The sequence below is a fragment of the Halorussus salinus genome, from assembly GCF_004765815.2.
GTDB classification, from domain to species: domain Archaea; phylum Halobacteriota; class Halobacteria; order Halobacteriales; family Haladaptataceae; genus Halorussus; species Halorussus salinus.
In genome coordinates this window covers 74,592-92,264 of record NZ_SBIS02000011.1, presented here as the reverse complement: position 1 = coordinate 92,264, position 17,673 = coordinate 74,592, and the positions used below count along the sequence as shown (strand labels likewise).

Annotated in this window: 15 protein-coding genes; 4 read left to right on the top strand and 11 right to left on the bottom strand. The window is 67.9% G+C overall.

The annotated features are described in order from the left end of the window. From EPL00_RS19825 to EPL00_RS19810, 4 genes are read right to left on the bottom strand one after another with little or no spacing between them, the layout of a single operon-like run. On the bottom strand, positions 1 to 198 hold the full coding sequence (locus EPL00_RS19825; protein WP_135854900.1) for a CbaC protein: 198 nt from the start codon (positions 196 to 198) through the stop codon (positions 1 to 3). After that, positions 195 to 1,922, bottom strand: coding sequence for a b(o/a)3-type cytochrome-c oxidase subunit 1 (locus tag EPL00_RS19820; protein WP_135854901.1), 1,728 nt, complete (start codon positions 1,920 to 1,922; stop codon positions 195 to 197). Before EPL00_RS19820 ends, EPL00_RS19825 begins: the two co-directional genes overlap by 4 nt. A gap of 1 nt (position 1,923) precedes the next feature. After that, entirely contained in the window at positions 1,924 to 2,436 is a 513-nt protein-coding gene (locus EPL00_RS19815) for a cytochrome c oxidase subunit II (protein ID WP_135854902.1), read from the bottom strand. A 13-nt stretch (positions 2,437 to 2,449) separates the two neighbouring features. Further along, positions 2,450 to 2,677 (bottom strand): hypothetical protein, encoded by a 228-nt coding sequence (locus EPL00_RS19810; protein ID WP_135854903.1) that lies wholly within the window; start codon positions 2,675 to 2,677, stop codon positions 2,450 to 2,452. Positions 2,678 to 2,822: 145 nt separating this feature from the next. Here EPL00_RS19810 and EPL00_RS19805 point away from each other — a divergent pair, with 145 nt between their 5' ends. From EPL00_RS19805 to EPL00_RS19795, 3 genes are read left to right on the top strand one after another with little or no spacing between them, the layout of a single operon-like run. Beyond that, positions 2,823 to 3,053, top strand: a complete 231-nt coding sequence (locus tag EPL00_RS19805) for a hypothetical protein (protein ID WP_135854904.1) — start codon at positions 2,823 to 2,825, stop codon at positions 3,051 to 3,053. 5 nt (positions 3,054 to 3,058) lie between these two features. Then, positions 3,059 to 3,946, top strand: a complete 888-nt coding sequence (locus EPL00_RS19800; RefSeq protein WP_135854905.1) for a sulfite exporter TauE/SafE family protein — start codon at positions 3,059 to 3,061, stop codon at positions 3,944 to 3,946. A gap of 4 nt (positions 3,947 to 3,950) precedes the next feature. Next, a complete protein-coding gene (locus EPL00_RS19795) occupies positions 3,951 to 6,659 on the top strand; it encodes a heavy metal translocating P-type ATPase (protein WP_135854906.1) in 2,709 nt (902 codons plus the stop codon). A 78-nt stretch (positions 6,660 to 6,737) separates the two neighbouring features. Here EPL00_RS19795 and EPL00_RS19790 read toward each other — a convergent pair whose 3' ends face one another. The 3 genes from EPL00_RS19790 to EPL00_RS19780 all read right to left on the bottom strand — a co-directional run bounded on the left by EPL00_RS19790 (position 6,738) and on the right by EPL00_RS19780 (position 12,306). Next, a complete protein-coding gene (locus EPL00_RS19790) occupies positions 6,738 to 10,802 on the bottom strand; it encodes a PAS domain S-box protein (RefSeq protein ID WP_135854907.1) in 4,065 nt (1,354 codons plus the stop codon). A 161-nt stretch (positions 10,803 to 10,963) separates the two neighbouring features. After that, positions 10,964 to 11,443, bottom strand: coding sequence for a FlaD/FlaE family flagellar protein (locus EPL00_RS19785; RefSeq protein WP_135854908.1), 480 nt, complete (start codon positions 11,441 to 11,443; stop codon positions 10,964 to 10,966). 449 nt (positions 11,444 to 11,892) lie between these two features. Further along, a complete protein-coding gene (locus EPL00_RS19780) occupies positions 11,893 to 12,306 on the bottom strand; it encodes a hypothetical protein (protein WP_135854909.1) in 414 nt (137 codons plus the stop codon). A 509-nt stretch (positions 12,307 to 12,815) separates the two neighbouring features. Here EPL00_RS19780 and EPL00_RS19775 point away from each other — a divergent pair. After that, complete coding sequence (locus EPL00_RS19775) at positions 12,816 to 12,989, top strand: YHS domain-containing protein (protein WP_135854910.1); 174 nt, start codon at positions 12,816 to 12,818, stop codon at positions 12,987 to 12,989. On the opposite strand, the gene EPL00_RS19770 is transcribed toward EPL00_RS19775, so the two are convergent. From EPL00_RS19770 to kdgK1, 4 genes are all read right to left on the bottom strand, one after another. Next, positions 12,986 to 14,431, bottom strand: coding sequence for an FAD-dependent oxidoreductase (locus tag EPL00_RS19770; protein ID WP_135854911.1), 1,446 nt, complete (start codon positions 14,429 to 14,431; stop codon positions 12,986 to 12,988). The genes EPL00_RS19775 and EPL00_RS19770 overlap by 4 nt on opposite strands. Positions 14,432 to 14,531: 100 nt before the next feature. Then, on the bottom strand, positions 14,532 to 15,146 hold the full coding sequence (locus tag EPL00_RS19765; RefSeq protein WP_135854912.1) for a carbohydrate binding domain-containing protein: 615 nt from the start codon (positions 15,144 to 15,146) through the stop codon (positions 14,532 to 14,534). Positions 15,147 to 15,207: 61 nt separating this feature from the next. After that, positions 15,208 to 16,587 carry a hypothetical protein gene (locus EPL00_RS19760; RefSeq protein ID WP_135854913.1) on the bottom strand — a complete coding sequence of 460 codons (1,380 nt, stop codon included), beginning with the start codon at positions 16,585 to 16,587 and terminating at the stop codon, positions 15,208 to 15,210. Between the two features lie 75 nt (positions 16,588 to 16,662). After that, positions 16,663 to 17,616 carry a bifunctional 2-dehydro-3-deoxygluconokinase/2-dehydro-3-deoxygalactonokinase gene (gene kdgK1, locus EPL00_RS19755; protein WP_135854914.1) on the bottom strand — a complete coding sequence of 318 codons (954 nt, stop codon included), beginning with the start codon at positions 17,614 to 17,616 and terminating at the stop codon, positions 16,663 to 16,665. Positions 17,617 to 17,673 lie beyond the last annotated feature (57 nt).

The window sequence follows — 17,673 nt, the reverse complement described above, 5'->3', positions numbered from 1 at the left end:
TCAGTGCTTGCTCGCCGATTTCGGTTCCGCGTTGAGGCTGTAGAGGACCGCGACGAGGAGCAAGAACAGCGCCTCGAACACGACCACCGACACTAGCGGGAGTTCGACCCCGAAGAAGCTGAACAGCACTCGGAGTTCGATGGCGACCGGGATGCCGAACGCGACTGCCACGAGGAGACCCGCGCGGGACATCTTCATGCTATCACCTCCGTTAGCAGGTCGAGCGTGGCCTCGGCGTTCGCGGACACCCAGACCGGGACGCCCGGCACGTCGCCCAACAGCCCGGCGTCGCCGACGATGCCAGCCAGCGGGAGCGTGTAGGCCAGAATCACCAGCACGACCGCGATGGCGGTCCAGAGCCGGAGGTTGTCGAGGACGACCGGACTCCCGCTCGCGCCCGAGAGCGGTTCGGGCAGGCTGTCGTCCACCGGGTTCTCGATTGGCTCCTCGAACGCCGACAGCAGGATGTTGACGAGGAACAGCACGACCGAGACGAACAGCAGCGTCCCGCCGATGGCGATTCCGGCGCGAATCTCGCCGACGGTCCCGAGCGCCATCGAGAAGTCGAAGTTCTGGTACTGGGGTTCGGCGGTCCGGCGCGGGATTCCGGCGAGACCGCCGCGGTGCATCGCGTTCGACATCAGCACCATCCCGACGAACCACACGACGACCTGTAGCAGGCCGATGGGGCGGCTGTACAGGCGCTTACCGGTCAGTTGCGGGACGAGCCAGTAGGACCCGGCCATCATCGTCAGCGCGACCGCGGTGCCGACGGTCAGGTGGAAGTGCCCCGGCACCCACAGCGTGTTGTGGATGAGGTAGTTGATGTTCATCCCGGCGTTTATCATGCCCGAGAAGCCGCCAGCCGCGAACATCACGCCCGCCAGCGCCATCCCGGTGAACGCGGGGTCGCGCCACGGGAGCGACCCGAGCCAACTCACGTAGCCCTCGCCGCCGCGCTGTCGCGCGCCGTGTTCCATGCTGGCGACCACGGTGAACGCGGTCAGCAGACTCGGCAACAGGAGGAACATCGTGTTGGTCATCGCGATGAACTTGAAGCCCTCCGCGATGCCGGGGTCGAGATACTGGTGGTGGATGCCGACCGGGGTCGAGAGCAGGAGGAACAGCACGAACACGACCCGCGCGAGGGGGTCGCTGAACAGCCGTCCGCCCGCCAGCTTCGGCAGAACGGTGTACCACATCAGGTAGGCTGGCATCAGCCAGAAGTACACGACGGGGTGGCCGAAGAACCAGAACAGCGTCCGCGTGAGCAGCGGATTGACGGTCTCGACCCAGCCGAACGACCACGGGATGAGGAAGAACACCGTCGAGACGGCGACGCCGAGCGTGGCCAGATACCACATCAGCATCGTCGTCAGCACCATGAACGTCTGGAGCGGGATGCGCTCGTCGGGGTTCTCGGCGCGCCACTCGCGGTACGCGAGGAACCAGTCGGCCCCCGCCAGCCACGTCCCGACGATGAACATCGCCAGCCCGACGTAGAACAGCGGGTGAGCCATCAGCGGCGCGTAGAAGGTGTACAGCACGTCCGCGCTCATGTCGATGCTCGGAATCAGGCCCGCGAGGATGGCGACCGCCGCGAACGTCGCGCCGGTCGTCGTGAGGCCGACCCACGCCCACGACAGTCTGATGTCCGGAAGCGGGCGTTCCAGACTCTGGACGACCGCCCACGTGAACAGTCCCATCAGGAAGAAGATGGTGAACACCAGCGCGAGGAGTACCCCGTGGCCCGTCAGGATGGTGTAGTAGTCCACCGAGTCGAGGAAGCGCAAGTAGCCCGTCCGGTGGAGCGCCTGCACCAGCCCGAACAGCGCCCCGATACCGAGCGAGAGGAACGAGACGACGAGCGTCGCCTTGACGACCGACGCCTCCTCCGGATAGCGGTCTACGAACGTCGCCATCTCAGGCACCTCCCGTCGCGTTGAACTCGTCTTTCGGGACGACTTCCATGCTCCCCTCCATCGCGTGGTGGGCCGACCCGCAGTACTCGTTGCAGAGCAGGCCGTACTCCTTCGGGCCGCCGACTTCGACCGTGAACGTCGCGACCTGTCCGGGGATGGCCATCGTGTTGCCGTTGGTGCCCACGACCTCGAAGCCGTGAATCACGTCGGCGGAGGTCACGTGGAACGTCACGGTGCTGTCGGCGGGCACCCGAATCGGTTCGGCGGTGCCCGGTCGGAACGCGAACTGCTGGGCGACGACGTACACGTCGTACTCGTTCGGGCCGGACTCGTAGACGCCGGGGTCGCTAAACTTCGGATGCTCGTCGAGTGCTTGGGGGTCCACGGTCCCGCCGTCGTCGGCTATCATCTCGACGCCAGCCCCGACTGCGCCGTAGGAGACGGTCGCGATGAAGCCGACGATGAGCAGGAGCGCCGCCGCGAGCCAGAACTTCTCGTATGCGTGTATCTCCATCCTGAATCACCTCCTATCCGACCACCGTCAGTCCCCGACCGAGGAACTCCACGAAGTACATGAACACCCACATGACGACCAAGATGGCGAAGTAGCCCAGTATCAGGACCAGCGTTCCCACGGGGTCGAACTCGTCGTGGCCGATTTCGCGCTCGATGCTGTCGGGCGCGGAGCCGACCACGTACCCGCGGGGACGTTCGGGAACGTCCTCGCGGACCGTACTCTCCGTCTTCGGTTCCATCGACATAAACGAGGGTACGAACAGGGAATATTTAATGCGGACATCCGATTCCCAGACCCTGAAAACGGGCGAAATCGGATTGGTACTACCGTTACTATCGGTTCGTATGGAGCAGTCACAGGGACAGTCTGGTATTAAAAGGATAGTGGCTAACCGTTCGCCTCGGAGTTTAAGTGTCGTCGCGCTACTGGCGCTCGCTCCGGTGGTCCTCTTCGCGCTCGGCCGGAGTATGCTGGCAGTCGTCGCCGTCGTCAACGTCGCCCTCATCACCGGGAGCCTCTACCTCCTCACCTCGCCGACCGAGGGCGGGCACGGTCACGACGACCACGGCGACGCGACCGACGAGACTGTCGAAGCCAGTGACTCGACGGTCTGAGTCCCATGCTCGCGCTCCTCGGCCACGGCGCGCTGGCCTCGTCGCTCGATTACCGCGCGCTGGCGTCGTCACTCGCCCACGCCGCGCCGCTCCCGCTCCACGGTCACGGCGGCCCGCTCCCGACCGGGAACGTGGACGCCGCGGTGTTCCTCGTGGTCGGCCTCCTCGGGGGTGCCCACTGTCTCGGGATGTGCGGTCCGCTGGTGAGCGTCTACGCCGACCGACTCCGAGCGCAGGAGGAGGCCGCCGGTGAGTCGAACGACCTCACGCTCCGGCAGGTCCGCCAGCACGTCCTGTTCAACCTCGGGCGGACGGCGGGCTACGCCGCCGTCGGGGCGTTGCTCGGCTTCGTCGGTGCGGTCACGGTCGGCGCGATGGAACAGGTGCTAGCGGCCGGGACCGGCGTGCAGGCGACGACCGCGTTGCTCGCGGGAGCGTTCATCGGCGTGACCGGAGTCAGCTACGTCGGCGGGTCGGCCGCCCACCCCTCGCTCGGACCGTTCGACGACCTGTTCGGCCGGGTGAGCGCGGCGTTGACCCGCCGGGTGGACGCCTTCGTCGGCGACGCCCGCATCGCGGGACTCGGCGTGGTTCACGCCCTCCTCCCGTGTCCCATCACGTACCCGGCGTACGTCTACGCCTTCGCGCTCGGCGACCCGGTTCGCGGGGCGTTCCTGCTGGCGCTCGTCGGTCTCGGCACGTTCCCGACGCTGTTGGTGTACGGCACCGTCTTCGGGTCGCTGTCGGCGAGCAAGCGAGTCCATCAGGTGTTGGGCGTCGCGTTCGTCGTGCTGGGGTATCTGATGGTCGCGCACGGACTCGCGCTGCTCGGCATCGACGCGCCCCGCGTGATGCTCCCGCTCCCGGCACCGGAGTACCAACCGTTGGGATAAACGCATGAGTGAGAAACACGCGGAGAGTTACCCCGAAGACGCCCCCGACGAGTGTACCCTCTGTGGACTGCCGACCGGCGACGCGCCGATAACCGACGACGTGCTGGAGTCCGCCGAGGAGGTCCCCGGCGCGTACTGCTGTCGGGGGTGTCTCGAAATCGCGCGGACCGTCGAGGAAGTGGAGTCGGCCGACGCCGAGGTGGTCCGCGACGAGCGCGGTGGCGGCGGGGTCGAAGACGCGCCCGACGACGCCGACCACACGTACCTCGGCGTCGAGGGGATGCACTGCGCGACCTGCGAGACGTTCATCGAGTCGGCCGCCGCCGACGCCGAGGGCGTCCACGCCGCCGACGCGAGCTACGCCACCGACATGCTCCGGGTCGCTCACGACGAGGAGACCGACCTCGACGCGCTCGGGCGCACACTCGACCGGTACGGCTACGCGGTCGGCGACCCCGAGGGCGGAACCGCCGCCGACGACCGGGCCGACACCCAAATCGTCCGGTTCCTGCTCGGCGGCGGCGTCTTCGGCATGATGGTGATGCTGTGGTACGTCTTGTTCCTCTATCCCACTTACCTCGGTTTCGACCCCCTCGTGGACCTCGGCGACTACGCGGGCCTCTACCTGTTCGGCAACGTCTGGCTGATGTCCTCGCTCGTGCTGTTCTACACGGGCTACCCCATCCTGCGCGGCGCGGTGGTCAGCTTGCGGGCCGGACAGCCCAACATGGACCTGCTGGTCTCGCTCGCGGCGCTGAGTTCCTACGCCTACAGCAGCGTCGCGGTGCTGGTCGGCCGAACGCACGTCTACTTCGACGTGACCGTCGCCATCGTGCTGGTCGTGACGCTGGGCAACTACTACGAGGAGCGCATCAAGCGGAGAGCCGCCAGCGGCCTCTCGGAACTGACCAGCGCCAGAGTCTCAGAGGCTACCCGCGTCACGGCGGACGGAAGCCACGAATCGGTCCCGGTCGCCGACCTCGCGCCGGGCGACCGTCTCCTCGTCCGGCCGGGCGAGCGCGTGCCCGTGGACGGCGAAGTCGCGGAGGGCACCGCCGCGGTGGACGAGTCGCTCGTGACCGGCGAGTCGTTGCCCGAGACCCGCAGGCCCGGCGATTCGGTTCTCGGGGGCACCGTCGTCACCGACGACCCGCTCGTGGTCGAAGTCGGCGACGAGGCCGAGAGTACCCTCGACAGGCTCGTGGACCTGCTCTGGGAGATTCAGAGTTCCCGGTCGGGCGTCCAGCGACTCGCCGACAAGCTGGCGACGCTGTTCGTGCCGACGGTGCTTCTCCTCGCCGCGGTAGCGACCGGTTGGCGACTCGTGACTGGCGCGCCGGTCGCCGACGCGCTGCTGGCGGGCCTGACGGTCCTCATCGTCTCGTGTCCCTGCGCGCTCGGGCTGGCGACCCCGCTGGCCGTGGCCTCGGGCATTCGCGAGGCGGCCGACCGCGGCGTCGTCGTCGCCTCCGACGCCGTGTTCGAGTCCGCGTCCGAGGCCGACGTGGTTCTCCTCGACAAGACCGGGACGCTGACCGACGGGCGAATGGCGGTGCAGGACGTGGTGGTGGACGATTCCCGCGAGTCGGAAGTGGCGTCCGAGGAGGTCGTCGCCCGCGCCGCGGCGCTCGAACGCTACTCGGCCCACCCCATCGCGGAGGCCATCGTGGCGGCTGGCGGTTCTGACACGGCGGTCGATGCTGGCTCGGAATCCGGAACCGGACCTGTGACCGCCGACAGCACCGCCACTGCGACCGCTCCTGAAGCCGACTCCGAGGAGACCGCAGACCGCGCCGCAACAGCGACAACGACCGCAGACCGCACTGCGACCGCGACGACAGCGACCGCCGCTGATGCCGACATCAGTGAGACCGCAACCGCCGACAGCACCGCGACCGCAGACCGCACTGCGACCCTACTCGACGCCCGAAACGTCGAGACCCACGACCGAGGAGTGACCGGCGAGGTCGAAACCGGCGAATCCGAGACCGGCGAACTCGGCGGCGACGAAATTGCGGTCGGCCACCCCGACATGCTCGACTCGCGCGGATTCGCGGTCGCCGACTCGCTCCGCGAGGCCGCCGCCGCGGCTCGCGCCGAGGGTCACGTCCCCGTCGCGGTCGGGTGGGCGGGCCGAGCGCGTGGCGTTGTGGTCGTCGGCGATAGTCCCCGAGAGGGGTGGCGCGACTCGGTGGCCGACCTCGCTGACGGTCGGGAAGTCGTCGTCCTGACGGGCGACGACGAGCGGGCGGCCGCGCGGTTCCGCGCGGACCCGAACGTCTCGGAGGTGTTCGCCGGAGTGCCGCCCGAGGCGAAGGCCGAGACCGTCGAACGACTCGAATCGCGGGGCACCGTGGCGATGGTCGGCGACGGGAGCAACGACGCGCCCGCGTTGGCGACCGCCGACATCGGCGTGGCGCTCGGGAGCGGGACCGACCTCGCGGGCGACGCCGCCGACGCCGTCATCGTGGAGGGCGGCCTCGACGCCGTGGTCGCGGCGTTCGACGTGGCCCGCGGGACCAACCGCCGGATTCGCCACAACCTCGGGTGGGCGTTCCTCTACAACGCCGTGGCGGTCCCGCTCGCGCTCGCTGGTCTGCTGAACCCGCTGTTCGCCGCGCTGGCGATGGGCACCAGCAGTCTGGTCGTCGTGGCGAACTCCTCGCGGTCGCTCGGCGGGCAGTCTCGCGGGTCGGACGGCGGACGAACGTAACGGGTCGAGAAACCGTTAGCGTTCTTTGAAAACGCCAAGGACTTTTTTGAAACGATATGGATTGCCGAAGCCGGTCGGCTACTCCGCAGGCGTCTCGACGTTCGTGAACTCGAAGCGCGCGCCGCCCGACGCGCTCTCGGTGATTTCGCAGTCCCAGCCGTGGGCCTCGACCAACTGCTCGACCACCGCGAGACCGAAGCCGATGCCGACGTTGCTGGTCGAGTAGCCGGGGTCGAACACCTCGCGCCGTTCGTCCGCGGGGATGCCCGGCCCGTCGTCCTCGACGTAGAACCCGCCCGGCAGGTCGCCGACCCGGACCGTCGCGTCCGGCCCGGCGTGTTCCTCGGCGTTGCGATACAGGTTCTCTAACAGTTGGCGGAGCCGCGACGAGTCGGCGACGATTTCCCGGTCGGTCTCGACGGCGAGCGTGCCGTCGGGGTCCAACTCGTTCCACCACTCGCGGGCCACCTCGCCGAGGTCCAGTGCCTCGGTCGTCTCGACCGCTCCGCCCCGCCGAGTCACGACCAGCAGGGTGTCTATCATCTCCTCGATGCGGTCGAGGGCGCGCTCGACCTCCCGGAACGAATCGGCGTCGTCGCCGTCGCCGACCGCCGACTCGACGCCCATGTCGAGGTATATTTGCGCGATTTCGAGCGGGTTGCGGAGTTCGTGAGCCAGCATGCTGGCGAACGCGTCCAACCGCTCGTTCTGGACCTCCAGTTCCTGCTCGTGCTGGCGGCGCTCGCGCTCGCGCTCCACCCGGTCGAGCGCGGCCTCCGCGGTCGCCGCCAGCAGGTCCGCGAGCGTCCGGTCGTCGGCGTCGAACGCGTCGCGCTCCGACGACACCACCGCGAGGACCCCGTGGTCGCCGAGCGGAATCCAGAGGCCGCTCTGCAACGGCGTGTCGTCCCGGTAGGTCAGGTGGGTCTCGGACACGTCCTCGAACGCGATGGTCTCGCCGTCGGCGAACGCCCGCCACGTCAGCGCCTCGTCGCCCTCCTCGAACGTCGGCAACTCGCCGAGGAGGTCCACGACGTACTCCGAGACCGCTACCGGGGCGAGTTCGTCGGCCTCGCCGTCGTAGAGGTAGATTCCCGCGCCCCGAATCCCCAACACGTCGGTCGTCGTCCGGAGGACCGATTCGGCCACCGCGTCGGCGGTCTCCAGTTGGAGGAGTTCCCGACTCGACTCGTGGAGCGCGGTCAGGGTCTGCTCGAATCGCTTGCGCTCGGTGATGTCGCGGGTCACGCCCACGCGCTCGTGGCCCGCCCCGGTCGGTCGGAGGGTGAATGTGGTCTCGGCCGGGACGGTTGCGTCGTCCTTCGTTCGGAGGTCGTGTTCGAGAGTCGCGGAGGTGCGCTCGCCGTCGCGTATCTCCCCTTGGAGGTTGCTCACCGTCGCCGCGGTCTCGTCGTCGTAGAGTCGCGCGGGCGACGTGCCGACGAGTTCGTCGCGGTCGTAGCCCACCAACTCGGCGAACGACGAGTTCACCAGCGAGAACGTCCCGTCGGGTCCGACGATGTAGATGCCGTCCTCGACGGTCTCGATGATAGTCTCGTAGCGTTCGAGTTGCTGTTCGCGTTCCCGGCGGCGAATCGCCGTCGAGAGGATGTGGGCGATGGACTGGAGGAACTGGACCTCGTAGTCGGCGTACTCCCGGCGCTCGGTCGTGTGAGTTTCGAGGATGCCCCACGGCTCGTCCGGCGACCCGACGATGGTGCTGACGCCGCTTATCATGCCCTTCGCGGCTTTGAGGTCGGGATACGAGAAGCGGTCCTCGTTCGGGAAGTCCTCGACCACGACCGGCTCTCTCGACAGGAGCGTGTAGCCCGCCTGCGAGTCGCGTTCGGTGCCGACCGTCGCCGACCCGACGGTCTCCTCGTCCCAGTTGTACCCCGCCCGGAGGAGCAGGTCGTCCTCCTCGGGCCGGAGTTGCAACACCTTGCCGAACTCGTGGTCGAGCGTCTCGGCGACGAGTTCGGTCGCCTCGTCCATCAGGTCGTCCAGCGGTCGGTCTTCGAGCGCGTGCCGGGAGAACTCCGAGAGGGCCTGTTGCTGGCTGACGCGGTTGCGAAGTTCGCGCTCGCGCTCCTTGCGCTCGGTGATGTCCCGGACGACGCCGGTCCGGGCGAACGCGCCCGCGTCGTCGCGGTACGGTCCGAACCGCGCCTCGACCGGCACGGCGTCGCCGTCCTTCGTCCGGAGTTCGAGTTCGAGCATCACGCTCCCGAGTTCGTCGGTGACCGCCTCGCTCATCTCGGCGGCCTGCTCGCTGACGGCCTCGCTGTGGACGACCGAGGCGGGTTCGCCGAGCAGTTCCTCGCGGTCGTAGCCCGTCATCTCGCAGAACGCGTCGTTGACCATGACGAATCGCTCGTCGGCGTCCAGCGCGTACACGCCGTCTTCGACCGTCTCCACGATGGTCTCGTAGCGTTCGAGCCGTCGCTCGCGCTCGCGGCGCTGGATGGCGGTCGTCAGGATGTGGGCGATGGACTGGACGAACTGCACGTCGTGGTCGGCGTACTCGCGCGTCTCGGCGTGGTGAGTCCCCAAGATTCCCCACGGCTCGTCGGCCGACCCGATGATGGTGCTGATGCCGCTTTTCACGCCGTGGGCGGTCAACAGGTCGGGACCCGAGAACCGGGGTTCGGTTTCGAGGTCCGTCACGACCACGGGCTCCTCGGAGACGAGGGTGTAGCCCGCCTGCGAGCCGCGGTCGTTGGCGACCGTCGCCTCGCCGACGATGCCCTCGCGCCAGCCGACACCGCTCCGGAGCAACAGTTCGTCGGCGTCGGCGTCCAACTCCAACACCTTGCAGTAGTCGTGGTCGAGCGTCTCGGCGACGACTTCGACCGCCTCGTCGAACAGGCTGTCGAGCGACCGGTCTTCGAGCGCGGACTGGGAGAACTCCGCGACCGCGCGCTGTTGCTTGACTCGGTTCTGCAACTCGCCCTCGCGCTCGACGCGCTCGCTCACGTCCTGAAAGTACACCGAGAGACCGGTCTCGGAGGGGTAGGCCTGCACCTCGAACCACGCCGCCAGCGGCGGGTAGTACTCCACGAACGAGGTGGGTTCTTGGGTCTCCATCGCTCGCTCGTACTCGTGTTGGAACGTCGTGCCGACTGCCTCGGAGAACATCTCCCAGACGTTCTCGCCGACGAGTTCTTCTTCCGACTGGTCCAGCAAGTTCTCGGCCTCGTCGTTGACGTAGGTGAAGTTCCAATCGTCGTCCAGCGCGAAGAAGGCGTCCGCGATTCGGCTGAACACCTCGGAGAGTTCGGTCTCTAACTCGTCTCGGCGGCGTTCGAGTTCGAACTGCGTCTCCTTAAGTTCGGTCACGTCCTCGGCCGCGCTGACGACCCGCCGAACCTCGTCGCCCTCTCGGACCGGGGCCGCGCTGACCGAGAGGTGGACGCGCCGCCCGCTCGGTTGCTCCACGACGACCTCCTCGTTGTAGACCGGTTCGCCGGTCTCCAAAACTCGGTTGACGGGGTACTCGCTGTCGGCCAGCGGTTCGCCGTCCGCGTCGTAGATGTCCCACGCCTGCTCGCCGTCGGCGTCGGCCGGAAGCTCGTCGAACCCGACCCCGACCAGTTCGGCGGCCCGCTCGTTCGCCCGCAGGAGGTCGCCGTTCTCGTCCCGCACCGCGAACGCTACCGGACTCGTCTCGAATATCTCCTCGATGAGCGCCTCCTCCTCGCGGAGGCGCTCGGCCGACGCCTCTTCGTCGTCGGCCTCCCGGAGAAAGCCGGTGAACCACTGCTCGCCGTCGCTCTCGTGGGCGAATCCCGAGACCGAGAGGCGGACCTCCTCGCCGTCGGCGGCCACCCACGTCACCTCGTAGCTCTCGTCGTCGAGCGGCGTCCCGCCGTCGCCGTCGGTGTAGCGGTCGAACCAGCCGTCGTACCTGTCCCGGAGCCGTTCGGGGACGAACTCGGGGAACCGCTTGCCGCGGACCTCGGCGGGTTCGTAGCCCAGTAGGTCCTCGACCGCCGGGTTCGCGTAGACGAGCGTCCCGTCCGCGGCGGCCGTGACCACGGCGTCGCTGGCCGACTCCACCATCCGCTCGAAGAAGTCGTCGCCGAAGTCGGGACCCGGCGACTTCCCGCCGCCCTCCGCCGACTGTTCGCTGTGGCCGCTCATGGTTGGGAATCTCTTGTCCCCGATACACACCGCGGACTCAATAGTCCCACGCCTGAACGACTCGTCCTACTACTCTTCTCCGCAGAAAACGACGCTCGTCGGGCGCGACGCTCGCCACGACTGCCTCCCTCTCGCGGGACGCGGACCGCTCCTCGCTGGCCTCAGACGGACGCCAGTCGCGCGATGTACACCAGACTCAACACGTGGTCGTCCACGTCGAGGTCGGCCGGGCCGGGCTTGTCGGGGTCGAAGCTCTCGACCTCCGAGAACCCGCGCATGTAGTCGCGCAACCCCTCGCGGACCGACGCGGTTATCCACTCGACCTCCTCGTAGTACTGGAGGGCGTTGCCGGTGTTCTCGAACCCGGCCTTGTTGATGAGGAAGTCGAGCCACTCGAACACCACGACCTCCGTGCTGTACTGGTCGGGCAGGGCGTCGAGATACGGCTTCTCGGGGAGCGCGCCCGCCGCGGCGAACTGGCTCTGCAACTGGACGAGTTCGTTTCGCTCGCTGTGGCGCAACACCTCGTCGGGCGGCGCTGGCAACTCCTCGCCCTCCTCGAACTCCTCGGGGGTCTCGCGGTGCGGGTCCGCGAGGCGACGCAGTTCGCGCAGGTCGTAATCTCCGGGCGTCGTCGGCATGGTACTCGGGTACGTTCGGCTATCTCGGACGGTCCATTTAAACTTTCTTGCCATTCGAGTGATGGGGCAAAGAGAATTCCCCGATTTCTGACCCGAAATCGCCGGACTACGCGGCCCCTACTCAGTTTTGCGTCCCGATAGCTTTCCGGTCGGGAAGAGCGACACCTCGATTTCCATCCCGGCGTGTGCTGGCGTGACTCCTCGTGGGTCACGCCGACACGCGCGAGGGATGAGGACCGCAACGAAGTGAGGACCGCAATCGGGTGGGGAGGAGGTGGCCCTCGCGGTGCGGTGGCGGTTGCGGTCTGATTGTTGTCGGCAGTAGTTAGCTCCCTCTCGACGGCCACTGTCGTCGTGCGAGGAGACCGACGAATCTCCGGAACTGACAGTCGCTCCACCTCCCTCGAAATAGAATCGACTGAAAACAGAACGACGAAAACCGTCCTTGTTCAGTTCCGACGCTTCTGAACCGCGACCACGAGACCCACCGCCGCGACGACCAGTCCGAGCAGGCCCGCGACCTTGCCCTTGCTACTGCCGCCGTCCTCCTCGATTTCCCACTCCGGGGACTCGTCGTCGGCCTCGGACTCGTCGTCGGTCTCGAACTCGTCGAAGTCCGTCTGGTCGTCGCCGCCGCGGTTCTTGAGTTTCCAGACCAGCAGGCCGACGCCCGCGGCCACCGCGAGGAGGCCGACGAGTTTGCCTTTGGAACCGCCCGACCCGCCGGAGTCGGACGCGCCGGAGTCGGTGGCTTCGGACTCGGCGGACTCGGACGCGACGGCGTGGCCAGCCGACGATTCGGCCGGGAACTGGTACTCCTCTATCAGGGCGGGCTTCTCCAGATTTATCTCTAGGATTGCCATGCCATCCACTTCGCTAGTCAAACACGAATAGATTGCGGCTACGTACTCGATGTCACTCGGCTGGCAGCGAGACCGAGAGTAAACGAAAACAGCCTCGATGAATCGTGAGCAGACGAACGGACTGAGGAGAGACCGGCTTCAGGCTTGAACACAGGAGTCTACCGCACCGCGACCGCGAGCCTCACTCCTCCCCAGCCTCGCGGCCGCCTGAACGCGGCCGCGTCCACCGGAGGACGAACCGCGTCCTCCGAGCCTGCACTCGCGTCCGCTCACGGTTGCACCGTTCGCTCATCGCGGCGCGGAGCGCCGCGCAACCGCTCGCGCAGACCTCGCGCGGATGGGCGCGCCACGAGGGCGCGCCCCCACGCGCCGGGTCGTTGTATCGGTACGGGCCTGTCTCGGTATCGACCGTCACTCGCCACTCGTCGTCGTATCGTCCTCACTCGTCTCGTCGCGGTCGTTCGTCCTCCGGCCCGAACCCTTTCCGCGCTGGCCGCCCGACAGCCGACATGGCTCAATGCGCCGTCTGCGGTGCCGACGTAGAGAAGACCAGCCCCGAGGAGACCGACTACCGGGACGAGCAGTTCGCGGTCGCGCAGGTCGAGTACGAGGGCGAGACCTACCGGTTCTGTAGCGAGGAACACCGCGAGACGTTCGAAAAAGCTCCCGAGGAGTACGCTTAGGTCAACTCGTCGCTCGCGTCGCGGATTAGACCATCCAGAATCTCGGGCGTCGTGGGGTGGTACGCCCGGTCGGGAATCTCGCGCACGTCCAGTTCCATCTCCACCGCGACCTGCATCGTCTTGGCCATTACGTCGGCGTGGAAGTGCAGGCCCTGATAGCCCAGCACGGTGCCGTCGTCGGCGTCCACGACGAGTTTCGCCAGTCCGCGCGGGACCGCCTTGGTCTTGAACACGCCGTCGCTACTCGCCTCGCGGGAGACCGCCACGTAGTCGCGGTCCTCGCTGGCCAGCGCCTCCTCGGAGGTGCCGACGCGAGCGAAGGGGTAGACGCCCAGCCCCGAGAAGATGACGTGGTGGTGGACGTTCCGGTACGGCTCTAGCTCCTCGTCCGCGCGGTGTCGCAGGATGTTGTCGGCGGTCAGAAAGCCCTGCTCCTTGGCGACGTGTAGGATGGGTTCGTGGCCGTTGGCGTCGCCGGGGACGAAGACGCGCTCGTCGTCGCGGGCCTGCATCGTGTCGGCGACCCACCCCGCGCCGGGGTCGAGCGCGGTGTTCTCCAGTCCCAAATCCGCCACGTTCGGCCTGCGACCGGTGAACAGGAACAGTTCGTCGGCTTCGACGGTCTCGCGTCGGCCTCCGGACTCGCCACCTCCAGTGGACCCGCCGCGCCCGCCGGTCACGCCGCGCCTGACGTGGAGCCGAACGCCGCCGTCGGCGGTCTCCTCGACCGACTGCTCGTAGGTGTTGGTCAGCACGTCCACGTCGAACTCCTCGCGGTAGAGGTCTAGCATCGTCGCGCGGAACTGCTCGTCGGCCTCGTCCAGCGGGTAGTCGTCGTGTTCGATAACGGTGATATCCATCTCGGCGGCCTCCGCGAGGTAGGGCACCATCTCCAACCCGACGTAGCCGAAGCCCATCACGAGGCCCGAGTCGGGGAACTCGGTCGCGTCCAGCACGTCCGCGCTGGTCGCGTAGTTCACCTCGCCGATGCCGTTCAGTTCCGGCACGTTGACCGACGACCCGGTGGCGACCACGACGTAATCGGCCTCGATTTCTCGGTCGCCGACCGCGACGGTGCGGTCGTCCACGAACCGGGCGGTCCGGTGGACGAATTCGACGTTCTCGCGCTGTGCCAGTTGCTTCACCGCGGCGCGTCGGTGTTCCGCCCAGTTGCCGACGTGTTCGTCCTTGGTCGCCACGACCGATTCGAGGTCCACCTCGGGCACGCCTTCGACGCGGTCGTCGTGGCGCGCCTGAAATCGGTGTTTCCCGGCCGAGAGAATCTCTTTCGAGGGCATACACCCCTTCAGGATGCAGAGGCCGCCGCCGGGTTCGCCGTCGTCCACGAGGGTCAGTCGAACGTCCTCCTCGTCTGCTAACTCCTGTGCGACCGCGACCCCGGCGCTCCCGTACGCGCCGACGATGACGACGTGAGTGGTCATGCCTACATTCACGACGCCCGGCGGATTTAGAGGTTCGGCCCGCGGCACGGGCGGCCGCGTGGCGGTCACACGAACGCGTGTACTCGCGGAACTGTTCTTTCTACCGCTCGTCGGGGTCGGCGAGGTACGCCATCCGGACTAGCGACACGTCGTCCACGTAGGCGACGCCCTGCGTGTCCGCCGGTCGGTAGACCCAAACCTCGGCCGTGTGGACGCTCGTCTCGTTGGGCGTCTCGGCGAGGACGCACTCCTCGCGGTAGGCGTTCCACTCGACTCTCCACGTCTGCTTCTCGATGATGTTGTTCTTCGCTTCGGTCTCGTAGAACTGGACGCCGACCCACGTCTCGCCGTCGGAGTCGGTGCGCTTCGACCACGCGCAGAGTCGGTAGGTACTCCCGGCGCGCATCTTCTTCGTCACGTCTTGGGCGTGGTAGGCGTCGTTCGACCCCGGCGGGACCTTCAGCGCGGCCGCGCCGTAGTTCGCTTGCTCGGCGACGACCGCTCCCGGCCCGTAGTGTCTCCAACTCCCGTCGTCGTCCTCGAATCCGGGGTCCGACAGGAGGTTGTCGGTCACGGGCACGGGTTTCTCGTTGGTGTCGATGCCGTCCTGCACGATGCCGAGGAACGGCACGGTCAACGAGACGCCGACGATGACGACGACCGCGACCAACACCACGGTTCCGACGACGGGCGACGCTCCTCGGCTCTCGCTCATGTATCGAGTTCTCGAAAAGAGCCAGCATAAACGTTTCTTCCCAAAGTATCGGCTCACAGACTCATCGCAGTCTCGCCAGCATCGCCGCGGCGACCAGCGCGAGGAGGGCCGCGCTCGCGGTGAATCCGGGGACGCCCGCGCCGTTGCCGGTCTCGTCGTCCACGACCGTCGCAGTGGCCGTCTCGCCGCCGGACTCCTCGGCGCGCTCCCCGGCGTCGGTCGTCGTCTCGTTCGTTCCGGAATCACCGGTATCGGTCGTCGTCTCACCGCCGGTCGTCTCCTCACCGCCAGTTGCCTCTTTACTGCCGGTCGTCGGTTCGCTCGCCGACGCGGACGCGATGGAGACCGTCCGCTCCGAGAAGCGGTTGACCGCGATTAGCACGTCCGCGCTGGCGTCGGCCGACGCGCTCGCTTTCCCCGCGTCTATCGTGCGCTCAACCACGTAGCGCGACCGGTCGCTCCCGAGGGCGCTCTTCAGTTGGGTGTAGGTGCGGGCCTCCGCGGCGGCCTCGCCGTCCACCGCGACTTCGAGGTCGGCGGCGGCGAGCGCGCGCTCGGAGACGCTGGTCAGGAGAATTGTCCCCTCGTCGGTCGTCCGCGAGACCGCGACGGTGACTTCACCGACCGCGGTCTCGGTCGTCTCGACGGTCGTGTTCGCCCCGTAGCTCACGGTGTCCACGACTGTCGTCGTATTTTCGACCATCACGTACGCTTCGGCCGTGGCGGTTCCCTCGGCGATCAGCGCCTCCTGTTTCTCGTCACGGTCGTCCTTCCCGTCGGGGTACGCCCGGAAGACGAGGAGACCCCCCTCGCCGAGGCGGGCGGTCACGTCGCCCTCGTCGGTGACGGTCGCCTCGCCCGCGCCGACGACGAGGAAGGTGGCTTCCGTCCCGTTTTCGGTCGTTACCTCGACCCGCGAGTCGCCGTCGGCGGTCGCGTTCGCGCCCGCCGCGAGGTCCGCGACCACGTAGTTCGACTGGTTCGACCGGTTGGACTGCTGGCTCGACCGGTTCGACTGATTCGACTCGTCACTTCCGGCGACCACGAAGAGACCGCGGGGGTTGTCGTGGGCCGTGAGCGTCGCGCCGGTCTCGGCCGCGACGGTGGCTTCGGTCCGACTCGTCGCCGAGAAGTCGAGGCCCGCGCCCTCGATTTCGGTCACGGCGGACAGTCCGGCGTCGAGGTCGGCGAGACTGCCGTTCTCGACCGACCGCTCGGACGCGACGCGCACCGAGTCCAGCATCTCCTCGCCGCGGACCGCGTAGTCGGTCACGGCGCGCTCTCCGGCGTCGAACGAGACGTACGTTCCGGCGTATTCGGACGCCTGTCGCGTCGTTGCGGTGTCGGTGCTACCCGCGGCGGCGACGCCCCCCGCGACTGGCGCGGGTGCGACGCTCGCGGTCACGACGAGTACCAGTAGGGCGGTCACGACTCGGTTCACGATAGTCGGCGGTGAACCGTGTGGCCGTCATACGTCTTCTGGCTACGTGGAAATCGCGTGATAGGAACTCGCCCCTCACCGGGAGATTTCGCCGCCCTCCGCGGCCAGCACGCCCTCGACCTCCTCGCGGGTGACGACCGCCACGTCGCCGGGAATCGTGCGCTTGAGCGCGGCGGTCGCGGAGCCGTATTCGAGCGCAGTCGGTACGTCGTCGCCAGCGATGCGCCGCGAGAGGAAGGCTCCGAGGAACGCGTCGCCGGTCCCGATGGGGTCCAGCGTCTCGGTCTCGATGGCGGGTTGCTCGTGGGTCTCGCCGTCGCGGAGCGCCAGCGCGCCCTCCTCGCCGCGGGTGACGATGACCGTCTCGAAGCCGAACTCGTCGGCGAGTCCCGCCGCGATGTCTCGGGGGTCGCCCTCGCGGCCCAGCACCTCGCGGGCGTCGCGCTCCGCGACCAGCAGGAGGTCCACGTCCGGGAACAGCGATTCCAGCGTCTCGCGGGCCGACTCCGGACTCCAGAGCTTCGAGCGGTAGTTCACGTCGAAGGAGGTCGTGGTCCCGGCCTCGCTGGCCTCCGCCAGCAGGTCGGCGGTCGTCGATTCGAGGGTGTCCGAGAGCGCGGGCGTGATGCCGGTGGTGTGGAACCGGTCGGCCTCGCGGACGCGCTCGACGGGCAACTCGTCGGTCTCGGCGGTCGTGACCGCCGCGCCCGACCGGTCGTAGATGACGTTCGACCCGCGGGGCTTGCCGCCGTGTTCGAGGTAGTAGGTGCCCTGTCGCCCCTCGTCGGTCCACACCACGTCGGTCTCGACGCCGTGACGCCGCAGGCCCGAGACGACGCGCCGCCCGAGCGGCGAGTCGGGGAGTTTGGAGGTCCACGCCGCGTCCGCGCCGAGGCGCGCGGCCGCGACCGCGACGTTGCTCTCCGCTCCGGCGGCCCGGAACTCGACTTCGTCGGTGGTCTCCAGTCGCTCGCCGTCGGGCGGCGAGAGTCGTAGCATCGTCTCGCCGAAGGTCACGAGGTCGGTCATACGTCGCTCCTCTCCCCGGCGAGCAATAATTTACTCGATTCCGGAGACTCCTCGGCG